This is a genomic window from Bradyrhizobium sp. Kon58 (assembly GCF_055807455.1).
Genome location: NZ_JBVVOT010000017.1, coordinates 69,669 through 90,578 on the forward strand (window position 1 = coordinate 69,669; position 20,910 = coordinate 90,578).

19 protein-coding genes are annotated in these 20,910 nt (G+C 64.5%); 12 read left to right on the plus strand and 7 right to left on the minus strand.

Annotated elements, in window-relative coordinates:
- Window positions 1–16: 16 nt before the first annotated feature.
- Both AC0L20_RS25175 and AC0L20_RS25180 read right to left on the minus strand, forming a co-directional pair.
- Window positions 17–727, minus strand: coding sequence for a peptidoglycan-binding domain-containing protein (locus AC0L20_RS25175; RefSeq protein WP_473293416.1), 711 nt, complete (start codon window positions 725–727; stop codon window positions 17–19).
- Window positions 720–2,666, minus strand: a complete 1,947-nt coding sequence (locus AC0L20_RS25180; RefSeq protein WP_473293418.1) for a PAS domain-containing sensor histidine kinase — start codon at window positions 2,664–2,666, stop codon at window positions 720–722. Before AC0L20_RS25180 ends, AC0L20_RS25175 begins: the two co-directional genes overlap by 8 nt.
- Before the next feature lie 383 nt (window positions 2,667–3,049).
- On the opposite strand from AC0L20_RS25180, the gene AC0L20_RS25185 reads away from it, so the two are divergent.
- Both AC0L20_RS25185 and AC0L20_RS25190 read left to right on the plus strand, forming a co-directional pair.
- The gene (locus AC0L20_RS25185; RefSeq protein WP_473293420.1) at window positions 3,050–3,475 is read left to right on the plus strand and encodes a DUF5330 domain-containing protein; all 426 of its coding nucleotides are present in this window, start codon (window positions 3,050–3,052) and stop codon (window positions 3,473–3,475) included.
- 68 nt (window positions 3,476–3,543) lie between these two features.
- Window positions 3,544–3,975, plus strand: coding sequence for a SufE family protein (locus AC0L20_RS25190; RefSeq protein ID WP_007608201.1), 432 nt, complete (start codon window positions 3,544–3,546; stop codon window positions 3,973–3,975).
- Window positions 3,976–3,980: 5 nt separating this feature from the next.
- Here the strand turns inward: AC0L20_RS25190 and AC0L20_RS25195 are convergent, their stop codons facing one another.
- Window positions 3,981–4,397 carry a Ros/MucR family transcriptional regulator gene (locus AC0L20_RS25195; RefSeq protein ID WP_027569063.1) on the minus strand — a complete coding sequence of 139 codons (417 nt, stop codon included), beginning with the start codon at window positions 4,395–4,397 and terminating at the stop codon, window positions 3,981–3,983.
- A gap of 175 nt (window positions 4,398–4,572) precedes the next feature.
- On the minus strand, window positions 4,573–5,439 hold the full coding sequence (locus AC0L20_RS25200) for a DUF308 domain-containing protein (protein ID WP_473293423.1): 867 nt from the start codon (window positions 5,437–5,439) through the stop codon (window positions 4,573–4,575).
- A 313-nt stretch (window positions 5,440–5,752) separates the two neighbouring features.
- Here AC0L20_RS25200 and AC0L20_RS25205 point away from each other — a divergent pair, with 313 nt between their 5' ends.
- Together AC0L20_RS25205 and AC0L20_RS25210 are read left to right on the plus strand one after the other, a co-directional pair.
- Window positions 5,753–7,402 (plus strand): ArnT family glycosyltransferase, encoded by a 1,650-nt coding sequence (locus AC0L20_RS25205; protein WP_473293425.1) that lies wholly within the window; start codon window positions 5,753–5,755, stop codon window positions 7,400–7,402.
- Window positions 7,403–7,581: 179 nt separating this feature from the next.
- On the plus strand, window positions 7,582–8,361 hold the full coding sequence (locus AC0L20_RS25210; protein ID WP_007593534.1) for a class II aldolase/adducin family protein: 780 nt from the start codon (window positions 7,582–7,584) through the stop codon (window positions 8,359–8,361).
- Between the two features lie 197 nt (window positions 8,362–8,558).
- Here AC0L20_RS25210 and AC0L20_RS25215 read toward each other — a convergent pair whose 3' ends face one another.
- From AC0L20_RS25215 to AC0L20_RS25225, 3 genes are all read right to left on the minus strand, one after another.
- A complete protein-coding gene (locus tag AC0L20_RS25215; protein ID WP_473293427.1) occupies window positions 8,559–9,953 on the minus strand; it encodes a M20/M25/M40 family metallo-hydrolase in 1,395 nt (464 codons plus the stop codon).
- A 52-nt stretch (window positions 9,954–10,005) separates the two neighbouring features.
- The gene (locus AC0L20_RS25220; RefSeq protein WP_473293429.1) at window positions 10,006–11,334 is read right to left on the minus strand and encodes a glycosyltransferase family 87 protein; all 1,329 of its coding nucleotides are present in this window, start codon (window positions 11,332–11,334) and stop codon (window positions 10,006–10,008) included.
- Between the two features lie 133 nt (window positions 11,335–11,467).
- Entirely contained in the window at window positions 11,468–13,096 is a 1,629-nt protein-coding gene (locus AC0L20_RS25225) for a helicase HerA-like domain-containing protein (RefSeq protein ID WP_473293431.1), read from the minus strand.
- A 346-nt stretch (window positions 13,097–13,442) separates the two neighbouring features.
- Here AC0L20_RS25225 and AC0L20_RS25230 point away from each other — a divergent pair, with 346 nt between their 5' ends.
- The 8 genes from AC0L20_RS25230 to scpA all read left to right on the plus strand — a co-directional run bounded on the left by AC0L20_RS25230 (window position 13,443) and on the right by scpA (window position 20,788).
- Window positions 13,443–13,808, plus strand: a complete 366-nt coding sequence (locus tag AC0L20_RS25230) for a DUF2267 domain-containing protein (RefSeq protein ID WP_247399217.1) — start codon at window positions 13,443–13,445, stop codon at window positions 13,806–13,808.
- A gap of 26 nt (window positions 13,809–13,834) precedes the next feature.
- Window positions 13,835–14,242 (plus strand): DUF4332 domain-containing protein, encoded by a 408-nt coding sequence (locus AC0L20_RS25235; protein WP_007608193.1) that lies wholly within the window; start codon window positions 13,835–13,837, stop codon window positions 14,240–14,242.
- A 233-nt stretch (window positions 14,243–14,475) separates the two neighbouring features.
- Complete coding sequence (gene folP / locus AC0L20_RS25240; RefSeq protein ID WP_473293434.1) at window positions 14,476–15,336, plus strand: dihydropteroate synthase; 861 nt, start codon at window positions 14,476–14,478, stop codon at window positions 15,334–15,336.
- Window positions 15,333–15,701, plus strand: coding sequence for a dihydroneopterin aldolase (gene folB / locus AC0L20_RS25245; RefSeq protein ID WP_027516901.1), 369 nt, complete (start codon window positions 15,333–15,335; stop codon window positions 15,699–15,701). The genes folP and folB overlap by 4 nt, the downstream gene beginning before the upstream one ends.
- Before the next feature lies 1 nt (window position 15,702).
- On the plus strand, window positions 15,703–16,194 hold the full coding sequence (gene folK / locus AC0L20_RS25250) for a 2-amino-4-hydroxy-6-hydroxymethyldihydropteridine diphosphokinase (protein ID WP_473293436.1): 492 nt from the start codon (window positions 15,703–15,705) through the stop codon (window positions 16,192–16,194).
- A gap of 81 nt (window positions 16,195–16,275) precedes the next feature.
- Window positions 16,276–18,147 carry a methylmalonyl-CoA mutase family protein gene (locus tag AC0L20_RS25255; RefSeq protein ID WP_473293438.1) on the plus strand — a complete coding sequence of 624 codons (1,872 nt, stop codon included), beginning with the start codon at window positions 16,276–16,278 and terminating at the stop codon, window positions 18,145–18,147.
- Entirely contained in the window at window positions 18,144–18,608 is a 465-nt protein-coding gene (locus AC0L20_RS25260; RefSeq protein ID WP_473293440.1) for a GFA family protein, read from the plus strand. Before AC0L20_RS25255 ends, AC0L20_RS25260 begins: the two co-directional genes overlap by 4 nt.
- 23 nt (window positions 18,609–18,631) lie before the next feature.
- The gene (gene scpA, locus AC0L20_RS25265) at window positions 18,632–20,788 is read left to right on the plus strand and encodes a methylmalonyl-CoA mutase (protein WP_473293534.1); all 2,157 of its coding nucleotides are present in this window, start codon (window positions 18,632–18,634) and stop codon (window positions 20,786–20,788) included.
- Window positions 20,789–20,910: the final 122 nt, after the last annotated feature.

Consider the following 20,910-nt stretch of genomic DNA (forward strand, 5'->3'; position numbering starts at 1 on the left):
CGCACAACAGTGACGACTATTCGACGGGGTGGCCGATCGCGGCGCCGAGCTCGCGGAGCAGGCGGTCGGACAGCTGGCCGGTGACCTGCATCTTGTGCTCGCGCTCGAATTTCTGAATCGCGGACTGGGTCTCGGCGCCCATCGCGCCGGTGATCTTCAAATTCCCGTAGCCGTATTCGGAGAGAGCGCGCTGCACGCCGGCGATGCGCCGCGCGGCCGGGCCCTGCTGCAAGGGGATCGGCGCCGGCGGACGCGCGACGGACGGCGGCGCCGCAATCGTTTGCTTGACCAGATTGGTCATGGGATCGCCCGAGCGCGGCGTCGATGCAGTCGCCTCGACGGGCCTCTCCGGCGGCTTGTCTGCAGATCTGGGCTCGGCAGGTCTGGGCTCGGCACGAAACTCCGTCGCTCTCGGCTCGAGCGGCGAGGTATCGGCGCCGACGGGACGCGGACGGGGCAAGGGGTTCGACAGCGCCATGGACGACGGTGCGGGAAGATTGATCACGGTGCCGAACATCGGCGCCGGGTGCCGGCCGGTCTGCAGGAACAGCGCATTGGCAACGATCGCGCCGATGGCGGCGACGGCGACGAGACCGGCCAGCGTATCCTTGGGGCTATGCAGCAGCACGCGCAGCACGAGATTGCGCTCGGTCTCGACATCGATGATCGCGGCCTTGGCGCCACGGCGGCGCGGAGCGGCTTGGTCCTTGGCAGACTTCTTAGGCACTTTTCTTCACCAGAGCGGGTTGGTCCTGAACTTGGTCGTGAGGATGGTCCTGAAGTTCGTGATCCTGAAGTTCGTGGTTCTGAAGTTCCTGGCGCAGCACCGGCGTCAAGGTCGCGATCTTGCTCTCGCTCGCCCTGCTGTCGGACATCTTGCCATCAGAAGTCTTCATATCAGACGTCTTGGCCTGCGGCGTGTAGACCAGCGGCAGCTTGACGGTGACAGCAGTGCCCTCGCCGAGCCTGCTTTGTACCGTCAATTCACCGAGATGCAACGCCACCAGGCTCTTCACGATCGAAAGTCCGAGGCCGGTGCCTTCGTGACGACGCTGATAGGTCTTGCCGGCCTGGAAGAACGGCGCGCCGATGCGCTTGAGATCGTCAGGCGCGATGCCTATACCGGTGTCGCTGACACGCAGCGCAAGCTGCGAGCCCGAGACCGCGGCTGTGACGGTGACCTGACCGCCGCGCTCGGTGAACTTGACGGCGTTGGCGACGAGGTTGAGCACGATCTGCTTGAAGGCGCGCGGATCGCCGGTCATGACAGGCAGGTCCTGCGGCGCATCGGTGACGAGATCGACGCCGTTCTCTCGCGCCTTCAGCGCCAGCAGATTGCAGCAATGCATCAATGATGCACGCGGCGCGAACGGTTCCGATGCCATCTCGAAATTGCCCGATTCCATCTTGGACATGTCCAGGATGCCGTTGACGACCGAGAGCAGATGCTGGCCGGAATCGTTGATGAGCTGGGCGTATTCCCTCCGCTGGGCTGCGCCCAGCATCAAGGTCTGCTCCTGCGTGATCATCTCGGAGAAGCCGATGATGGCGTTGAGCGGCGTGCGCAGCTCATGGCTCATGGTGGCGAGGAAGCGCGTCTTGGCGGCGTCCGCCGCCTCTGCAGCGCTGCGCGCCTGATCGAACGCCTGCTCGGAGAGCTTGCGGTCGGTAACATCGCGCATCACGGCGACGACATCGGCCTCGCGCGTGGCATCACGGCCCATATGCTGATCGAGCGGGCGGCAGCGCATCTCGACCCAGATGAAATCAACCTGGCCGCGCTCCGAGCCGGCCCGCTCCCGGCGCAACCGGAACTCGACGCTGCGCACGTCGCCGCGCGCGGCATCGGACAGCGCCGTCAGATACGCCGGCCGATCGGCGACATGGACGCGATCGAACAGGCTGTGGCCGAGCAGTTGCGCGACGGGCACGCCGAGCATGGCTTCCACCGCCGGTGAAATGAACTGCACCGCGCCGTTGCGCTGATGCCGCGAGATGACATCGCTCATATTCCGCGCCAGGAGGCGGTAACGCTCTTCCTCACGCAACAGCAGCGCAATGCTGGTGCGCGCAAGCGATTCCGCACCGAAGGCCAGACCTGCGGCATAGAGCGTCGCCGAGGCGACGCCGAACGCCATCAGCACGCTGCGTTCCGCAGCGCTGGTGTCGCCAATCGGCAGCCAGCCGAGCTGGCTGACGAGGATCAGGATGCCGGCGCACGACAGCGCCAGCAGCGAGGCAAAGGCCGCGACGCGGCGCGAGGCCGACAGCGCAGCTTCGAGGGGAACCACGACCAGCCAGATCGCGGCGAATGATTCGATGCCGCCGGTCGTCACCGCAACTGCCATGATCAGGCCCGACAGCGCCAGCGACGACAGCACATGCGCGCCTTCGTAACGGCCGGTGCGCGACAGGAACCAGGACAACAGGATCGGCGCAATCAGCCAGGCGAAGGCTGCGACCTCGATCGCGCTCGGCGCGCCGCGCATGGCGAGATAGACCGGGAATGCGGCGAAGGCGGCCAGGCTGCCGAGCAGCCGCGGGGCCATGAAGGCACGATGGCGCGCTCGCGTCAGCGCGTCGTAACGCGCGGAGGGATGCAGCAGCGCATCGAGACAATCGCGGATGATACTCAAAACTGTCACGGGTCTCGCGCTTCGGCTCATTCGTCGGGAAGACGCGCCGGAACGCCTCCTTATCGTTGAGCCACCGTGTCAGAGCGACCTTAAACGAACACTAAGGCAGCGCGGCGCGCCGCCGGCTCCCCCGTCGTCGCAGGGCTTTTTAGACGATTTGACGACGTCATCGGCGAGGATGGTGAACACAGGGTTTCCCCGTGATCCGCATGGTTTCGAAATGGTGGACGGGCGTGGCGGCAGAACACGGGCGTGGTGGTCAATCGAAAATTTACGACACCGTCGATTGCAAAGATTCTTGAGTCAATTTTCCGCGAATTAAGCGGAAGGCAATCACTTGCGATTTATCGAGAGTTGCTAGGTCCGACATCCGTGGAGATCGCCGCGGCGGGATCTAACATACAGGTCGCAAGATGCGCTTTCTGCTTCGCATCACATTCTGGCTCGGGCTGGTGCTGGTGCTCCTGCCGCGGGACAAGACGCCCGAATCGGACAAGCTGCCGCAGATCGGCGCTGCCGACGCGGTGCAGGCTGCGACCGCGGCCGTCTCCGACATGACCCAGTTCTGCAAGCGCCAGCCGGCGGCCTGCGAGGTCGGCGGACAGGCCGCGACCATCATCGGCCAACGCGCGCAGGACGGCGCGAAGAAGATCTACCAGATCATCAACGACAAGAAAGAGCAGCTCGAGAAGCCCGACAAGAAGGCGCCCGACCACACCGGCTCGATCGCGCTGGCCGGCGAAGGCGATCTTGCTGCGAGCGAGGCGCCGCGCGACACCCTGTCCCAGGACGACCTCGCGCTGGAATGGCGCGGCCCGGCGCTCGCACCGGCGAATTAGCGCCCAAACCCTATCGATTTCGGCGCTTTGCGTCCCTATATTGGCCTGAACGGGAACTTTGGGCCAGCATGACGACGATCGACGAAATCAGGGACAATTTCGAGATTCTGGACGAGTGGGACGACCGCTATCGGTATGTCATCGAGCTCGGCCGCACCCTGGAACCGATGTCCGAGGCCGAGCATTCGGCCGAGAACAAGGTGAATGGCTGTGTCAGCCAGGTCTGGCTTCAGAAGCTGATCGATCATCGCGATGGCGGCGCACCGATCCTGACATATCGCGGCGACAGTGACGCCCATATCGTGCGCGGGTTGGTCGCGATCGTGCTGTCGCTTTACTCCGGCCGCACGCCGCAGGAGATTCTTGCGACCGACGCCATTGCCGTGTTCGACGAGTTCGGCTTTCGCGATCATCTGACGCCGCAGCGTTCCAACGGCCTGCGCTCGATGGTCGAGCGCATCAAGACCGACGCGAAAGAGGCGCTCGCGGAAGCATCGTAGAAATTCTACTTCCGCTTCCGCTGCTGCTGTCCCAGTCCCATCTGCTTCGCAAGCTGCGAGCGGGCCACCGCATAGTTCGGCGCGACCATGGGATAGTCGGCCGGCAGGCCCCACTTCTCGCGATATTGCTCGGGCGTCATGTTGTACTGGGTGCGCAGATGGCGCTTCAGCGACTTGAAGCGCTTGCCGTCTTCCAGACAGACCAGATAATCGGGCGCGATCGACTTCTTCAGCGAGACCGCCGGCTTTGCAGGCTCGAGCGGCACCGTCTCGGTGCGGCCCGACGACACGCGCACCAGCGCGCCATGGACCTGACTGATCAGGTTCGGAATCTCAGCCGCAGGCGTCGGATTGTTGCTGAGATAGGCCGACACGATGCCCGCCGTCAGCTCAATGAAATTCTTAGCCCCGGCATCCGACATCAGCCCCGCCTTTCTCCACCTTGCGTCTCACGGGAGAGACGACGTCAGAGTATTCCGTGTCAACAATACGTTTGGCTGAAATGGGACAACTGAGGCGTATGGGCTGATTTACTGACGAACCAACAAGAACGCCAGCGCTTTACTTGCCTTCGCCAGACTTGCCTGCGCCCGCTCTTCAAGCGCCCCGCTGGTCAAGGTGGGAGCGCAGCTCGTCGATCGAGGCAAAGCGCATCATCCCCTCCGGCATCTGGGCTTCGATCGAGCCATCGGAATAGAGCGAATAGGCCATGCCGTCGACGATGCCGGATTTGAGCACGGTCACGGGCGCCTGTTCGGCCGCGGCCGCCGGCTCCGGTGCGGGCGGCGGAGTAGCCTCCGCGAAGGTCGACGGCGAGCGCGGTGGCGGGCGCCGCGCGGCGGCCGGCGGCTCTGCAGGCCTCATACGGTCCGGCTTCGGCCAGGCGTCGTCAAAGCTCGCAGGCGGCGCCTCCGGGGCGGCAGGCTCCGCCGACGGCTCGGCATGCGGCAGCAAGCTCTCGCCGGTCTTCGCCTCCGCGCGCTCGCGCTCCTTGCGCGAGGTCGAGGCGAACAGCAGGTTGCGCCGGCGCGGCGGTTCGGGAACCTCAGGCGGGCTCGGAGCTTCCGGCGGTGGCGGAGGCTCGACGTGCGGACGCTCGCGCGCGGCTGCTTCGTTCTGCCAAGGGGGCGGTCCTGCGGCCGGCAATGGCGGCGCCGGCTCCATCTTCTCTGCGCCCGGCTCAGGCGCGGGGGCAGGCGTTCCAGCCATCCCGAGACCTGGCAGCACGGGCCTGACCCGAACGTCGGATGGGGCGATTGATCCAGAGAGCCGGCGGGCCATGCCCTTCAATTCCGCGACCACGACGTAGAGGCCGGCCAGTAACATTCCGGAGCAGACGCCGATGGTGCCGGAGATTATGAGGGTACTGCCGAGACTGAATTCCCTGACGGTGAAGCCGAACAGGATCGCAAGGAGGCCCGCCAAAACGGCGAAAATCCCCGCGATCAACAATGCCAACGCCATCGAACTCACCCCCGGCCGCGCAGCCACACGCGACACTCGTCACGCCACGATACCGTCATCCGGTGTTCCACGCCAACGTCGAATTATAGCCTGCGTTCCTAAAGGAAAGGAAATCAGGGACTTATTCACATTCCCTTCAGCTACGGCTCACTACTTCTAAGCTGCTCTCGAGGTGGTCGGATTTGCTGCGTTGCATCAGGAATTTAGCCATAATGCCCAATTACTTGGTAATGGAACTGCGCTATAGGGATTCCGGGGAACAGGCCCGCGCGCACCAGCAGGGCCAAGAGGGGATTCCGGGTCACCAATAGCCATGACATCCATCACGACTTCGGCGATCGACACGCCTCTGCGGCGCTCGGTTGAACGGACTTGCGACGATCTCGCCATGCTGGTGCTGGCTGCGGTCGCCGTCATTGCCGGTTTGACCTTCCGCGACTACGGGCTCGGCTGGGACGACTACACCCACGCCGAATATGCCGATCTGCTGCTGCGCATGTTCGGTTCCGGTTTCAAGGACACCGCGGCACTCTCCTTCGCCAACCTTTACATGTATGGCGGCGGCTTCGACATGGTCGCGGCCCTCCTGCACAAGGTGATTCCGCTCGAGCTGTTCGAGACGCGCCGTCTGGTCGGCGCCGTCGTTGGCGTGATCGGACTTGCGGTGACGTGGCGGCTCGGCCGCCGTGTCGGCGGCCCCCTTGCGGGACTTGCCTCGCTCCTGCTGCTCGCGCTCTGCCCGATCTTCTACGGCCACATGTTCATGAACCCGAAGGATGCACCCTTCGCGGTTGCCATGATCATCCTGATGCTGGGTCTCGTCCGCCTCGCCGAGGAATATCCGCAGCCTTCGCCGCGCACGATCCTGATCATCGGCCTTGGTGCCGGCCTCTCGCTCGGCACCCGCATCCTCGGCGGCCTTGCGCTGGTCTATGCCGTGATCGGCTTCATGCCGCTGTTCCTGGAGGAACTGCGCAGCGAGGGCCTGCGCGAGTCGGTCCGCCGCTTCGCTTATGTCGTCTACGTGCTGCTGCCCGGCCTCGTGCTCGGCTACCTCGTGATGGGGCTGATCTGGCCGTGGTCGATCATGGAGCCCGGCAATCCCTTCGAGGCGCTGACCTACTTCTCGCACTTCTTCGAGAAACCCTGGAAGGAGATGTTCGACGGCGCGATCGTATCCGTGCCGGACATGCCCTGGTCCTATCTGCCGACGCTGTTTGCGCTTCAGTTGCCCGAGGTGATGCTGGTGCTGATGTTCGGCGCCGTGATCGGCACCTTCGCACTGCTGCCGCGTCGCGAGGTTCCCGCCCGCCGCAAGACCATCCTGCTGATGCTCACGCTCGCCGCGACGCTGCCGCTCGCGATCGCGATGGTGAAGCGGCCGGCGCTGTACAACGGCATCCGCCATTTCGTCTTCGTGATCCCGCCGATGGCGGTGCTGGGCGGCGTCGCCTTTGGCTGGGCGATGGAGCGCCTGCGCGCCAATCACCGCACCTGGCAACCGGTCGTGCTCGCCACCTTCTGTTTTGGCTTGGCGCTTTCGCTCGCCGAGATGATCCGCCTGCATCCCTATCAATACACCCACTTCAACCACATCGCCGGCACCGTGCGCGGCGCCGACGACCGCTTCATGCTGGATTATTGGGGGCTGGCGCTGAAGCAGGCCTCGGACGAATTGCGCGAGCAACTGGTGGAACGCCAGGAAGTGCCGCCGCGCAACCGCAAATGGAAGGTCGCCGTGTGCGGTCCGCAGCGCCCCGCCCAGGTCGCGCTCGGTCCCGATTTCACCATCGGCTGGGATTCCAATGCCGCCGATTTCGCCATGACGCTCGGTGAGTTCTACTGCAAGGGCCTCACCGCGCCCGTGCTGGTCGAGATCAAGCGCGACGACGTGGTGTTCGCCCGCGTCTACGACATCCGCGGCAGCAGCATTTCCAGCCTGCTCTCGATCCCGGCGCCGTAATCAATTCCTCCGGACCGTAGCCCGGATGAGCGCAGCGACATCCGGGGCCTATCAAGCGGCCCGCATGTCGCTTCGCTCATGCGGGCTACGCTGGACTGCCGCGCTTTGTGTGCCTTGCTGGCAGCTCGCGGCAGGACTACCCTCCCTCCCCGCAACAACGATGTTCGGAGAGATCAGCCATGTCGCCAGCGGAAGCGCGCCTGAAGGAAGTGCCGTCGAACATGACGGAGGCCGAGTGGCAGCAACGGGTCAATCTCGCCGCATGCTATCGTCTCGTCTCGCTCTACGGCTGGGACGATTTGGTCGACACCCATATCTCCGCCCGCGTGCCCGGCCCCGACCATCATTTCCTCATCAACCCCTACGGGCTGATGTTCGACGAGATCACGGCGTCGAGCCTGGTCAAGGTCGATCTGCACGGCAACCAGCTCTCCGAGAGCGAGTACAGCATCAACCCCGCCGGCTTCACCATCCACTCGGCGATCCACGAGGTGCGCGAGGACGCCATCTGCGTGCTGCATCTCCACACCCTCGACGGCACCGCGGTCTCGAGCAGCGCCGAAGGCCTGCTGCCGCTGAACCAGACCGCCCAGCTCGTCACCCACGACCTCGCCTATCACGACTATGAAGGCATCGCGCTCGACCACGACGAGCGGCCGCGGCTGCAGAAGGACCTCGGCGACCATAACCACATGCTGCTGCGCAACCACGGCACGATGACGGTCGGCCGCTCGGTCGCCTCGGCCTTCGAGCGCATGTATCACCTCGAGCGGGCCTGCTCGATGCAGGTACGTACCCGCGCGCTGGGCACGCCGGTCTATCCGGTCGACGATGTCGCGATCGACAAGAACACCGAGCTGCTCGCCAACCGCGACCGCGCCGAGTTGCGCGCCACCAACCTGGTGTGGCCGCCACTGCTGCGCAAGCTGGACCGCGAGCTTCCGGGGTACCGGTCTTGAGATTTTCGGGATTTGGTGTAGGGTAGGTGTCAACACCCTCTACACATTTTCGGAATGAAACGCCGCCCAATTCCGGGCGGCGTTTTTATTTGGCCCGTCATTGCGAGGAGCGAAGCGACGAAGCAATCCAGGCTGTCTCCGCGGAGAGATTTCTGGATTGCTTCGCTACGCTCGCAATGACGAGGACAGAGCGCCTGCTACTTCACCTCCGCCAGCGCCGCGAGGATGCGCGCCCAGGAGCGGATGCCTTTCTGGAAGCTGCGGAGGTCGTACTTCTCGTTCGGCGAGTGGATGTTGTCGTCGTCGAGGCCGAAACCAACGAGCAGCGAATCCAGCCCCAGCGTGCGCTTGAAGTCCGCGACGATCGGGATCGACGCGCCCGAGCCCATCAGCACCGTCTCCTTGCCCCATTCCTCGGTCAGCGCGGTCTTGGCCGCGGCGAGCGGCTTCATGTTCCAGTCGAGCGCAATCGCAGGCCCGGCAGAGTGGTCGCCGAACTCGACCTTGCAGTCTCCCGGAATGCGCGCCGTCACGTACTCACGGAAAGCCTTGCGGATCTTCGCGGGATCCTGGCCTTCGACCAGCCGGAACGAGACCTTGGCCGAGGCGTGCGACGGGATCACCGTCTTCGAGCCCTCACCGATATAACCGCCCCAGATGCCGTTGACGTCGCAGGTCGGACGCGTGGAAGCCTGCTCGACCAGGAGCCTGCCCTTCTCGCCGGCCGGTATCGATAGCCCAACCGGCTTGAGGAACGTGTCCGGCGTGAAATCGAGCTTCTTCCACTGCGCGAGAATGTCCGGCGGGGTGTCCTTCACCCCGTCATAGAAGCCCGGAATGGTGATACGGTTGTCATCGTCGAACAGCCCGCCGAGAATTTTGGTCAGCACCCGGATCGGGTTCATCGCGCTGCCGCCGAACACGCCAGAATGCAGATCGCGATTGGCGGCGGTGATCTTGAGCTCCTCATAGAGCAGACCGCGCAGCGAGGTCGTGATCGCCGGCGTGTTGCGGTCCCACATGCCGGTGTCGCAGACCAGCACGTAATCCGCCCTGAACTCGTCCTTGTTGGCTTCGATGAAGGGCACGAAGTTCTTCGAGCCGACTTCTTCCTCGCCTTCGATCAGGAACGTGACGTCGATCGGCAGCGACCCCGTCACCTTCTTCCAGGCGCGGCAGGCCTCGACGAAGGTCATGACCTGGCCCTTGTCGTCCTCGGCGCCGCGCGCCACGATGATCTTGCGGCCGTCGGCATGGTCGGTCACAACAGGCTCGAATGGCGGACGGTGCCAGAGCTCGATCGGATCGACCGGCTGCACATCATAGTGGCCGTAGAACAGCACATGCGGCCGGCCGCCCGCGACGCTCTTGCCGACGACCGCGGGATGGCCGGCGGTCGGCCTCACTTCAGTCGCAACGCCGAGGCTCGCGATGTCCCTGGCAAGATGCTCGGCCGCCGCCTTGCAATCGGCCGCGAAGGCCGGATCGGCGGAGATCGACTTGATCCGCAACAGCGAGAACAGGCGCTCCAGGCTGTTGTCGAACTCGTTGTCGATGTGGTCGAGCACGGATTGAAGCTGCGCATTTGCCATTGTCGTATTCCCTGCGTTCGAATCCCAAGACGTCGGGGCTCAAGCTGTCTTCTCAAGAACTGTCGGCTTTTAGCGCTGCCGCGGCGTTGGGGCCAGCCGCAACCGGCGGATGCCGGATGTGCCATGCGAGACTAGCTGCGAGGACCGCTGTGGCGACGAGGTTATTGCCCCAGGCCTGGAAGACATTGGGAAACCACGGCAGCGCCAGCAGCATGAGGATGCCGGCGGCGCCAAGGAAAAGCCAGGTTCCCAGGCGCACGTTCGCCCGGTCGTCGAAGGCGGCACGATGCATCAGCACCGTCATCGGGAAGAACAGCCACATGAAGTAGTATTGCCGCGCCAGGGGCGATGCCACCGTCATCAGGCAGAACAGGATGGCGAGCTCCTCGGCGTCCGAGCGCGCCGTACGCCGCGCTTGCCGTGGCATGACCGCGACGAAGCCGAGTCCGAGCAACGCCGACACCGCCAGCACGATCCAGTTCGCCGTCCTGAAATCGACGTCGATGACATTCATCGTGCGCGGCGGCTTGTTGGGATCCTCCTGATTGTAATTGATTGGCCGGACCAGCCGGTGCGTGACGGCAATGAGTGACTGGTTCACCCACGACCAGTTCTGCTCGTCGCGCTGGCCAAATCCTTGTTCCGAGCTCGACCCGACCATGCCCTGATACCAGGTCTTGAGCTCGGCGGCGTTGCGCTCGAAGCCGCGAATGGGGGCCGGCACGATATAGAGAAGCATGCCGGTGAAGGCGACCGTAGCGACGGCGGCTCCCCAGTTTCGCCGCCAGACCAGATAGGGCAGCACCGCAATGGGAAACACCTTGATGGCGGTGGCGAGCGCGAACATGAAACCTGCGAGCCAGGAGCGCTGATGCTGCAAGCTCCAGAAGCCGTAGAGCATCATCGCCAGCAGGAGGAGGTTCGGCTGGCCAAGATCGAACATGTCGAACACGAAGGTCACGGTGACGAGAGCGGGCAGCGCCTCCAGCCAGGGGCCAGGCGTGCGGCACGAACCGGTCATGGCGTTGGAGAGCATCCCGGTGTACCACCACGCCGCAATATTCAGGATCGACAGCACGCTGTAGAGCGCGATCTTGCCGAACCAGCTCGGGATCGCCAGCAGGATCGCCGGCAGCGGTGGGTAGATGAACTCGAAGTACGCACGGATGTCGCCGGGATAGAGCGGCCCACCCTTTAAGACCTGCTGCCCGGCCCAGTACCACAGGCCGTAGTCCTTGGTTTTGCCGTGCCCGAAGATCTCGGGTCCGAGGACATCGGCAGCCAGGATGAAGCAGCAGAGCAGGAAGAGCATGTCGAGCGGCGCACGCAACGACAGGTTTCGGAATGCGCCGGGTCGAACGAAAGATTCAGGTGAGGTCACGATGTGGTCCAGTCAGGGGCCATAGCACCTAGCAGACCAACGGACGCTTGGAGAGTCCTGATCACCCGAATTTGTACCCGCCGCGCACAAGCGGCGGGTCCGCGGACGAATTGCCTCAAACGAGGCTTTCTGCCTACCTGCGCAGCAAGCCGCCGAGCGCGCCGCGGACCAGCGTGCGGCCGATCGAGCCACCAAGCTGGCCGGCGACCGACTTGCCGATATTGGCGGCCATCCCCCCGATCACCTGATTGGTGACCGATCGAGTCATGTCGCGCGCGATGACCTGCCCCGTCGAGAGGCGGCCGCGCTTGACGTTGGTGCCGAAGATGGTGCCGACGATCGAGCCGATCTGGCCGAGGATGCCGCCGCCTCCATTTCCGCCAGCCGCGCCGGGATCGGCAGTCGCAGCCGTGCCGGCAATGCGCTTCTGAATCATCTCGTAGGCGGACTCTGCATCGACGGCGGTGTCGTATTTGCCCTTCACCGGGCTTGCATCCATGATCGCCTTGCGCTCTTCCGGCGTGATCGGTCCGATCCGGGCCGATGGCGGCCGGATCATCACTCGCTCGACCATCGCCGGCGTGCCGTTGCCTTCGAGAAAGGACACCAGCGCCTCGCCCTTGCCGAGCTCCATGATCACCTTGGCAGTGTCGAGCTTCGGGTTGGGCCGGAAGGTCTGGGCCGCGGCGGCGACCGCCTTCTGGTCGCGTGGAGTGAAGGCGCGGAGCGCGTGCTGCACCCGGTTGCCCAATTGTCCGAGCACGCGGTCGGGCACGTCGACCGGGTTTTGCGTGACGAAATAAACGCCGACGCCTTTGGAGCGGATCAGGCGCACCACCTGCTCGATCTTGTCCATCAGCGCCTTGGGCGCGTCGTTGAACAACAGATGCGCCTCGTCGAAGAAGAACACCAGCTTCGGCTTGGGCAGGTCACCGGCCTCGGGCAGCTCCTCGAACAGCTCCGACAGCATCCACAGCAGGAATGTCGCGTAAAGCCGTGGGCTCTGGAGCAGCTTGTCGGCAACGAGGATGTTGACCATGCCGCGGCCGTCGCGGTCGGTCTTCATGAAGTCTTTCAGCGTCAGCGCCGGCTCGCCGAAGAATTTGGTGGCGCCCTGGTTCTCCAGCACCAGCAGCTGGCGCTGGATGGTGCCGACAGTGGCCTTGGTGACGTTGCCAAAACCCTGCGCCGCCTTCTTGATCTCGGCAAGCGGACTCTCCTCGGCATCCGCCCCCTTCTTGCCGGCGTCGGGCACGATGGCATCGAGCAGCGCGCGCAGATCCTTCATGTCGATCAGCGTCAGCCCATTCTCGTCGGCGACGCGGAAGGCGACGTTGAGCACACCTTCCTGCACATCGTTCAGGTCGAGCATACGTGCGAGCAGGAGCGGGCCCATTTCCGTGACGGTCGCCCGCACCGGGTGGCCCTGCTCGCCGAACACGTCCCAGAACACCGTCGAGAACTGGTCGGGCTGGAACGTCAGTCCCATCTCGGTGGCGCGCTTGACGATGAAATCTTTGGCTTCGCCGACCTCGGAGATGCCTGAGAGGTCGCCCTTGATGTCGGCCGCGAACACTGGAACACCGGCGCGCGCAAATCCTTCTGCCATCACTTGCAGCGAGACCGTCTTGCCGGTTCCGGTTGCACCCGTGACGAGGCCGTGGCGATTGGCGAACGCCAGCGTCAACCATGCCTGCTCGCTTCCTTTACCGACGAAGATCTTGTCGTCGGTATCACCGAGCTTGCTGTCCTGTGCGGTCATTATTCCCTGATCTCTCTGCCCTGTTTCGCATATCGAAACTCGAATGCACCAGTTCCGTAGTTTAACGCATATCGCGCGCTGATTGAAACCATTCAACGTGCTCCGGGCATGCGACATCGTCGGAAACATGCGAGTGACATCCGCCGAAAGTAGGAACGACGCATTCGCATCGCGGCATTTTTCTGCCGATTTCATCTCCGCCCTTGCAGCGCTGCAACACTCCTCGCGCGTTCGAGAATGAATCGGAACGTTGATGGCGTTCATCGCTTGTATTTCACATCACACCGGCTCAAGATCATTTTCGAAAGCAATACTCCGGCATGTGAACCGGCTGAGGGGCGGCCATATGGACGAGCTGATCGGGCGGCTGGCGACAAACGCCAGCATAGATAGTGCTGTCGCCGAAAAGACCGTCGGCATTATCCTGGGCTTCCTCCGCAACGAGGGTCCTTCCGACAGCGTCCAGGTCCTGATCGACCAGATTCCAGGTGCAGAAGCGGCAATCGAGGCGTCCCGCAGCGGCGGAGGACTGTCGCGGCTGATGGGCGGCGGCCTGATGGCGGTCGGCACGCGCCTGATGGGCCTGGGACTTGGCATGTCCGAGATTCAGAACATCGCCCGTGAACTTTTTCGCTTCGGCCGAGACAAAATCGGAGCGGATCAGATGGGCAAGATCATCGCGGGGACCCCGGGCCTCAGCCAGTTCGCCTGACGCCTGCGCATTTCACATCGAGTATCATGACATATCCGATCTCCGAGATTGAGGGCCTGTCGGCCTTTGCCGCCAACAAGTTGAAGGCGCAAGGTATCCGCACCACCGACGCGCTGCTCGAGGCGGCATCGACCGTGAAGGGCCGCAAGGCGCTCTCCGCCAAGACCGGCATCAGCGAGCAGTTGCTGCTGGAATGGGCCAACGTCTCCGACTACATGCGCATCCCCGGCATGGGCAGGGCCAAGGTCGGCCTGGTCCGCGCCGCCGGCGTCACCACCGTGCGCGAGCTCGCCTACCGGAATCCGGCAAGGCTCGCCCAGAGCATGCGGGACGCCAACGAGAAGAAAAAGCTGCTCCGCATCTTGCCCTCGGAAAAGTCGGTCGGCGACATCATCGCCAAGGCGAAAAAGCTGCCGCCGAAGATTTCGTATTGATCCAGCGACAAGGCTGGGCAGATAGAGCACCGCTCCGACCCGGTCGTCATTGCGAGCGCAGCGAAGCAATCCAGAGTCTCTCCGCAGCGGCAGCCTGGATTGCTTCGCTACGCTCGCAATGACGGAGTGTGGGCAAGAGCATCGCGCCCTCACAGGCCTGGAGTGCATTGGGCCACTGGATCGCCCCCAATCCTGCCTTGAATCCCCCCTCCCCGACCGCTAAAGCGGGCCGCATGAATGCCTCGCCTTCCCCATCCGTCCCGGCGGCCGGTTCAGTCGGGCTTGACGTGCTGCGGACGCTGCTGGAGCGGCCGATCCCGGCGGTGATGGGCGTGCTCAACGTCACCCCGGATTCATTCTCCGACGGCGGCGAATTCATCGCGCCCGAGCAGGCGCTCGCGCGGGCACGGGCGATGATCGAGGCCGGGGCCGACATCATCGATATCGGTGCCGAGTCCACCCGGCCCTACAAGGGCGCGCGGCCGGTCACCGCGGAAGACGAACTGGCCAGGCTGCGGCCGGTGCTATCGGACATCGTGGCGCTCGGTGTGCCGGTCTCGATCGACAGCATGAAGGCGGAAGTGGTGGCCTTCGCGCTCGATCAGGGCGCGGCGATTGCCAACGACGTCTGGGGGCTGCAGCGCGATGCCGCCATGGCGCCGCTGATTGGCTCGAGAGGCGCCCCCGTCATCGTCATGCACAACCGCGACAGCGTCGATCCCACCATCGACATCGTTGCGGACATGAAGGCGTTCTTCCAGCGCTCGCTGGAGATCGCGGCACGGGCCGGCATCGCCCGCGACAAGATCGTGCTCGATCCCGGCATCGGCTTCGGCAAGACGGCCGAACAGAGCATGATTGCGCTGGCGCGACTTCGCGAGCTCGACATGTTTGGCCTGCCGATCCTCGTTGGAGCCTCGCGAAAACGCTTCATCGCTTCGGTGTCGCCGTCGGAGCCGACAGAGCGGCTCGCCGGCTCGATCGCCGCGCATCTGATCGCCGCGCAGCGCGGCGCGAAAATCATCAGGACCCATGACGTCGCCGAGACCTTGCAGGCCCTGCGAGTGGCGCACGCAATCGAGAGCAAGCCATGACCGATACGATCTTCGTGAGCGGCCTGTCGATCCATGCCCGCCACGGCGTGATGGAGCACGAGACCGAGGTCGGCCAGCGCTTCGTCATCGACCTCGAGCTCTATACCGACCTGTCGGAGCCTTCCCGCAGCGACCGGCTCGCCGACACCGTGTCCTACGCCGACGTCGTGGCGACCACCACCGCGGCCTTCAAGAACACCAATTACAAGCTTCTGGAGCGCGCAGCCGGCGCGGTGGCCGATGCCATCCTGTCGCACTTTCCGCGCATCCGTGCGGTCAAGATCACCGTGCACAAGCCGCATGCGCCGATCGCCGCGATCTTCGACGACGTCGGAATCATGCTGACGCGCTCGCGGCACCCCTGACATGGCGAGCGTCCTGATTGCGCTCGGCGGCAATGTCGGCGATGTCCGCGCGACCTTCCAGAAGGCGATCGCCCATATCTGCGGCATGGCTCAGGCCGCGTTGATCGCGCGCTCGTCGGACTATGCGACGCCGCCCTGGGGCGACGAGGACCAGGCTCCCTTCATCAACGCCTGCGTCGAGATCGAGACCGATCTCGATCCGCATGCGCTGCTGTTCGTGATGCAGAAGGTCGAGCAGAAATTCGGCCGCTCGCGCGATAAGGAGCGGCGCTGGGGCCCGCGCACGCTCGATCTCGACATGATTGCCTATGACGACGTGTCGATGCAGAAGCCCGACCTGACCCTGCCGCATCCGCGCCTGTTCGAGCGCGCCTTTGTGCTGGTGCCGCTGGCCGAGATCGCGCCCGACCGCGTGATCGCAGGCATTTGTGTCCGTGACGGTCTCGCCAGCGTCTCGACACAAGGCATTGAGCGGCTTCCGGATACCGGTTAACCAAAAACAACCGTTTGCAGGGACGGCCGGCCGTGGCAATTTCGGCTGCGAACAACAAGATTTTTCGGAGCCCCTCGCCGCATGACCTCCGCGACTGACGACCTGCCGCTGGCGGCGGATTTTCCCAAGGCGACCGTCGACGACTGGCGCAAGCTGGTCGACGGTGTGCTGAAGGGCGCGCCGTTCGAGAAGCTGGTCGGCAAGACCTATGACGGAATCAGGATCGATCCACTCTATCCGCGCGCCAAAGGCGTTGCGCCCGTGGTGGGACGGCCGGCGGCGGCGCCCTGGCAGATCATGCAGCGGATCGACCATCCCGATGCAAGTGCGGCGAATGCGCAGGCACTGACCGATCTCGAAAATGGCGCGACGGGTCTGGCGCTGGTGTTCGCCGGCGCCAATGCCGCTCACGGTTTCGGGCTGGAACCGACCGCGGACGCAGTCGCAAAGATCTTGAAGGATATCCATCTCGATGCCGGCATCGGGCTGGAGCTCGAGATCGGTCCGCAATCGCGGATGGCGGCGATCCACGTCGCGGAATATGTGAAGAGCAACGGCATCGATCCCGCGGCCTGCGACATCCGCTTCGGACTCGACCCGCTCGCGGCCGGCGCGGTGTGGGGCCATAGCCCCTACACCTGGGACGAGATCGTTCCGGCGGTCACCGGCGGCATCAAGGGCCTCGCCGCGCTCGGCTTCAAGGGACCGTTCGCATCAGCCGACGGACGCGTCGTCCACGATGCCGGTGGCTCGGAGGCGCAGGAGCTCGCTTTCGTGCTCGCCTGCGGCATCGCCTATTTGCGCGCGATCGAGGGCGCAGGCGTTCCGCTGGAGCAGGCGCAGGGCATGGTCTATGCGCGGCTTGCCGCGGATGCAGATCAGTTCCTCACCATGGCAAAATTCCGCGCCTTGCGGCTGCTGTGGGCGCGTATCGAGACGGCGTGCGGGCTCACGCCAAAACCGCTGTTCATCGCCGCCGATACCGCCTGGCGCATGCTGACGCAGCGCGATCCCTATGTGAACATGCTGCGCGCCACCATGGCGACGTTTGCGGCCGGACTCGCCGGCGCGAACGCGATCACCGTGCTGCCGCATACGCTGGCGCTCGGCCTGCCCGATCCGTTCGCGCGGCGCGTGGCGCGCAACACACAAGCCGTGCTGCTGGAAGAGAGCAATCTCGCCAAGGTCAGCGATCCCGCGGCAGGCGCAGGCGGCATCGAGACATTGACGGGCCAGCTCTGCGAGGCCGCCTGGACGCTGTTCCAGGAGAGCGAGAAAGCCGGCGGCGCCTTCACAGCGCTTCAGCAGGGCCTGTTCCAGAGCAAGGTCGCGGCCGCGCGAAAAGCCCGCGACGCCAATATCGCAAAACGCCGCGACGTGCTGACCGGCGCCAGCGAGTTTCCGAACCTGCACGAGAACGAGACGACGGTGCTGAAGGCGACGCCGATCGCGCTGGCGCCTTATGGCGAGCAAAAATACAAGTTCGACGCGCTGCCGCCGATCCGGCTGGCGGAACCGTTCGAGGCGCTGCGGGACAAATCCGATGCGGCCTTGAAGGCACAGGGCGCGCGACCGAAAGTGTTCTTAGCCAATCTCGGCACACCCGCCGATTTCACGGCGCGCGCGACCTTTGCCAAGAGCTTGTTCGAGACCGGCGGCATCCAGGCCGTCGACAGCGAGGGCTTCGCTGATCCGGCCCAGCTAGCGGCAGCCTTCAAGGCCTCCGGTGCCGGGCTCGCCTGCCTTTGTTCCAGCGACAAGGTCTATGCGGAACACGCCGAAGCCGCGGCGCAGGCCCTGCAAACCGCCGGCGCCCGACTTATCTATCTGGCAGGCCGCCCGACCGATGCCGAGGCGGCGCTGCGTGCAGCCGGCGTCACCGGTTTTGTCTTCGCCGGAGGCGACGCGCTTGCGACATTGCAAGACGCCTATCGACGAATGGAGCAGCCATGACGGACGCAGGCAAACCCGTTCTCACCGGCGGCTGCCAATGCGGGGCAGTGCGCTTTGGAGTCATGACGGCGCCGAACAGGGTTTCGATCTGCCACTGCCGGATGTGCCAGAAGGCCAGCGGCGCGCCGTTCGCCTCTTTTGCCGACATCAACAAGACGGACTTTGCCTGGACCAAGGGGCAGCCGTCGTTCTTCCGCTCCTCCTCCATCGCCGAACGCGGCTTTTGCGCCGCCTGCGGCACGCCGTTGAGCTTCGGCCGCATCGACGGCGACCGCATCGAGATCATGACCGGCGCGTTCGACCGCCCCGACCACGTGGTGCCGACGCGGCAGTTCGGCACCGAGTCCCGTCTCGGCTGGGTGGTCGGGATCGCCAATTTGCCAAGCCAGACCACGCAGCAGAATTACGGGCCGGAGAAGATGGCGACCATCGTCAGCCATCAGCATCCGGATCATGATTGAGCGCCTATGATATGGTTGAAACCATGAGCCGCATTCCTGATTTCGCCGACGTCGCCTTCGAGCGAGCCGTCACCGGCGCCCCGACCGGCAGCGCCGAGCCGTGGCTGACGCCCGAGGGCATCCTGGTGAAGCCCGCTTATAGCGAGGCCGACCTCGCCGGGCTCGACTTCCTCGAGACCTATCCGGGCATCGCGCCTTATCTGCGCGGCCCCTACCCGACCATGTATGTCAACCAGCCCTGGACTGTGCGGCAATACGCCGGCTTCTCCACGGCGGAGGATTCCAACGCGTTCTACCGCCGCAATCTCGCAGCCGGACAGAAGGGCCTCTCGGTCGCCTTCGACCTCGCCACCCATCGCGGCTATGACAGCGATCATCCGCGCGTCGGCGGCGACGTCGGCATGGCTGGCGTTGCCATCGATTCCATCTACGACATGCGGACGCTGTTCGCGGGGATTCCGCTCGACCAGATGAGCGTGTCCATGACCATGAACGGCGCGGTGCTGCCGATCCTGGCGCTCTACGTCGCTGCTGCCGAGGAACAGGGCGTGCCGCCGGAGAAGCTCTCAGGGACCATTCAGAACGACATTCTGAAAGAGTTCATGGTGCGCAACACCTACATCTATCCGCCTGCGCCCTCGATGCGAATCATATCGGACATCTTCGCCTACACCTCGCAGAAGATGCCGAAATACAATTCGATCTCGATCTCCGGCTATCACATGCAGGAAGCCGGGGCGACGCAGGACCTCGAGCTCGCCTATACGCTGGCCGACGGCGTCGAATATCTTCGCGCCGGCCTTGCGGCGGGCCTCGACGTCGACCGCTTCGCGCCGCGGCTGTCGTTCTTCTGGGCGACCGGCATGAACTTCTTCATGGAAGTCGCCAAGATGCGCGCGGCGCGGCTGCTCTGGGCGAAGCTGCTCAAGCCGTTCAACCCCAGCGATCCGCGCTCGCTGTCGCTGCGCACGCATTGCCAGACCTCCGGCTGGTCGCTGACCGCGCAGGACGTCTTCAACAACGTGATGCGCACGACTGTGGAAGCGATGGCGGCGACGCAAGGCCACACCCAGTCGCTGCACACCAACGCGCTCGACGAGGCGCTCGCTTTGCCGACCGATTTCTCCGCGCGTATCGCCCGCAATACCCAGCTCTTCCTGCAGCAGGAGAGCGGCACCACCCGCATCATCGACCCCTGGGGCGGCTCGTATTATGTCGAGCGTCTCACGCGCGACCTCGCCGCCAAGGCCTGGAGCCACATCCAGGAGGTCGAGGAGCTCGGCGGCATGGCCAAGGCCATCGAGGCCGGCGTACCGAAGCTGCGCATCGAGGAAGCCTCGGCCAAGACCCAGGCCCGCATCGATGCGGGCAAACAGGCGGTGATCGGCGTCAACAAATACAAGCCGACCGACGAAACTCCGATCGATATCCTCAAGGTCGACAATACCAATGTCCGCCGGCTCCAGATCGACAAGCTGACGCGGCTGAAATCCGAACGCAACCAGAAGGAGGTCGAGGCCGCGCTCGCCGCGCTGACGCGCTCGGCCGGCGAAGGCAACGGCAATCTGCTCGCGCTCGCCATCGACGCTGCGCGCGCGAAGGCAACCGTCGGCGAGATCTCGGACGCGATGGAGAAGGTGTTCGGCCGGCACCGCGCCGAAATCAAATCCATCACCGGCGTCTACAAGCGGGAGGCGTCCAGCATGGGTAACCGGGTCGAGAAAGTTCAGGCGCTGATCGATGCCTTCGAGGAGGCGGAAGGCCGCCGCCCGCGCATCCTGGTCGCAAAAATCGGCCAGGACGGTCACGACCGCGGCCAGAAGGTGATCGCGTCGGCCTTCGCCGATATCGGCTTCGACGTCGACATCGGGCCGCTGTTCGCAACCGCCGACGAAGCCGCGCGCCAGGCGGTTGAGAACGACGTCCACATCCTCGGCGTCTCCTCGCTCGCCGCCGCCCACCTCACCGCCGTGCCGGAGCTGAAGGCCGCGCTGAAGAAGCAGGGCCGCGACGACATCATGATCATCGTCGGCGGCGTGGTGCCCCCACAGGATTACGACGCGCTCTATGCGGCTGGCGCGGAAGCCATCTTCCCGCCGGGCACGGTGATCGCGGACGCGGCCGAGGAGCTGATCCGCAAGCTGAACGCCCGGCTCGGGCATAGCGAGGCGGCGGAGTAATTCCGCCGCTCTATCGGACACCAGGTTCTGATTCGCTTTTCCTTTGTTTCATTGGACGAGCGAGCACGTTGCCGCCTTGTGGTTGCACTGCGAGTTGTCATATCCTCCCGATCGAACAGAAG

Excerpts from the sequence above, each read along its gene's own strand:
- AC0L20_RS25180 (WP_473293418.1), bottom strand. The coding sequence starts at position 2,666 with ATGAGCCGAAGCGCGAGACCCGTGACAGTTTTGAGTATCATCCGCGAT.
- AC0L20_RS25185 (WP_473293420.1), top strand. The coding sequence starts at position 3,050 with ATGCGCTTTCTGCTTCGCATCACATTCTGGCTCGGGCTGGTGCTGGTG.
- AC0L20_RS25190 (WP_007608201.1), top strand. The coding sequence starts at position 3,544 with ATGACGACGATCGACGAAATCAGGGACAATTTCGAGATTCTGGACGAG.
- AC0L20_RS25195 (WP_027569063.1), bottom strand. The coding sequence starts at position 4,397 with ATGTCGGATGCCGGGGCTAAGAATTTCATTGAGCTGACGGCGGGCATC.
- AC0L20_RS25200 (WP_473293423.1), bottom strand. The coding sequence starts at position 5,439 with ATGGCGTTGGCATTGTTGATCGCGGGGATTTTCGCCGTTTTGGCGGGC.
- AC0L20_RS25205 (WP_473293425.1), top strand. The coding sequence starts at position 5,753 with ATGACATCCATCACGACTTCGGCGATCGACACGCCTCTGCGGCGCTCG.
- AC0L20_RS25210 (WP_007593534.1), top strand. The coding sequence starts at position 7,582 with ATGTCGCCAGCGGAAGCGCGCCTGAAGGAAGTGCCGTCGAACATGACG.
- AC0L20_RS25215 (WP_473293427.1), bottom strand. The coding sequence starts at position 9,953 with ATGGCAAATGCGCAGCTTCAATCCGTGCTCGACCACATCGACAACGAG.
- AC0L20_RS25225 (WP_473293431.1), bottom strand. The coding sequence starts at position 13,096 with ATGACCGCACAGGACAGCAAGCTCGGTGATACCGACGACAAGATCTTC.
- AC0L20_RS25230 (WP_247399217.1), top strand. The coding sequence starts at position 13,443 with ATGGACGAGCTGATCGGGCGGCTGGCGACAAACGCCAGCATAGATAGT.
- AC0L20_RS25235 (WP_007608193.1), top strand. The coding sequence starts at position 13,835 with ATGACATATCCGATCTCCGAGATTGAGGGCCTGTCGGCCTTTGCCGCC.
- folP (WP_473293434.1), top strand. The coding sequence starts at position 14,476 with ATGAATGCCTCGCCTTCCCCATCCGTCCCGGCGGCCGGTTCAGTCGGG.
- folB (WP_027516901.1), top strand. The coding sequence starts at position 15,333 with ATGACCGATACGATCTTCGTGAGCGGCCTGTCGATCCATGCCCGCCAC.
- folK (WP_473293436.1), top strand. The coding sequence starts at position 15,703 with ATGGCGAGCGTCCTGATTGCGCTCGGCGGCAATGTCGGCGATGTCCGC.
- AC0L20_RS25255 (WP_473293438.1), top strand. The coding sequence starts at position 16,276 with ATGACCTCCGCGACTGACGACCTGCCGCTGGCGGCGGATTTTCCCAAG.
- AC0L20_RS25260 (WP_473293440.1), top strand. The coding sequence starts at position 18,144 with ATGACGGACGCAGGCAAACCCGTTCTCACCGGCGGCTGCCAATGCGGG.
- scpA (WP_473293534.1), top strand. The coding sequence starts at position 18,632 with ATGAGCCGCATTCCTGATTTCGCCGACGTCGCCTTCGAGCGAGCCGTC.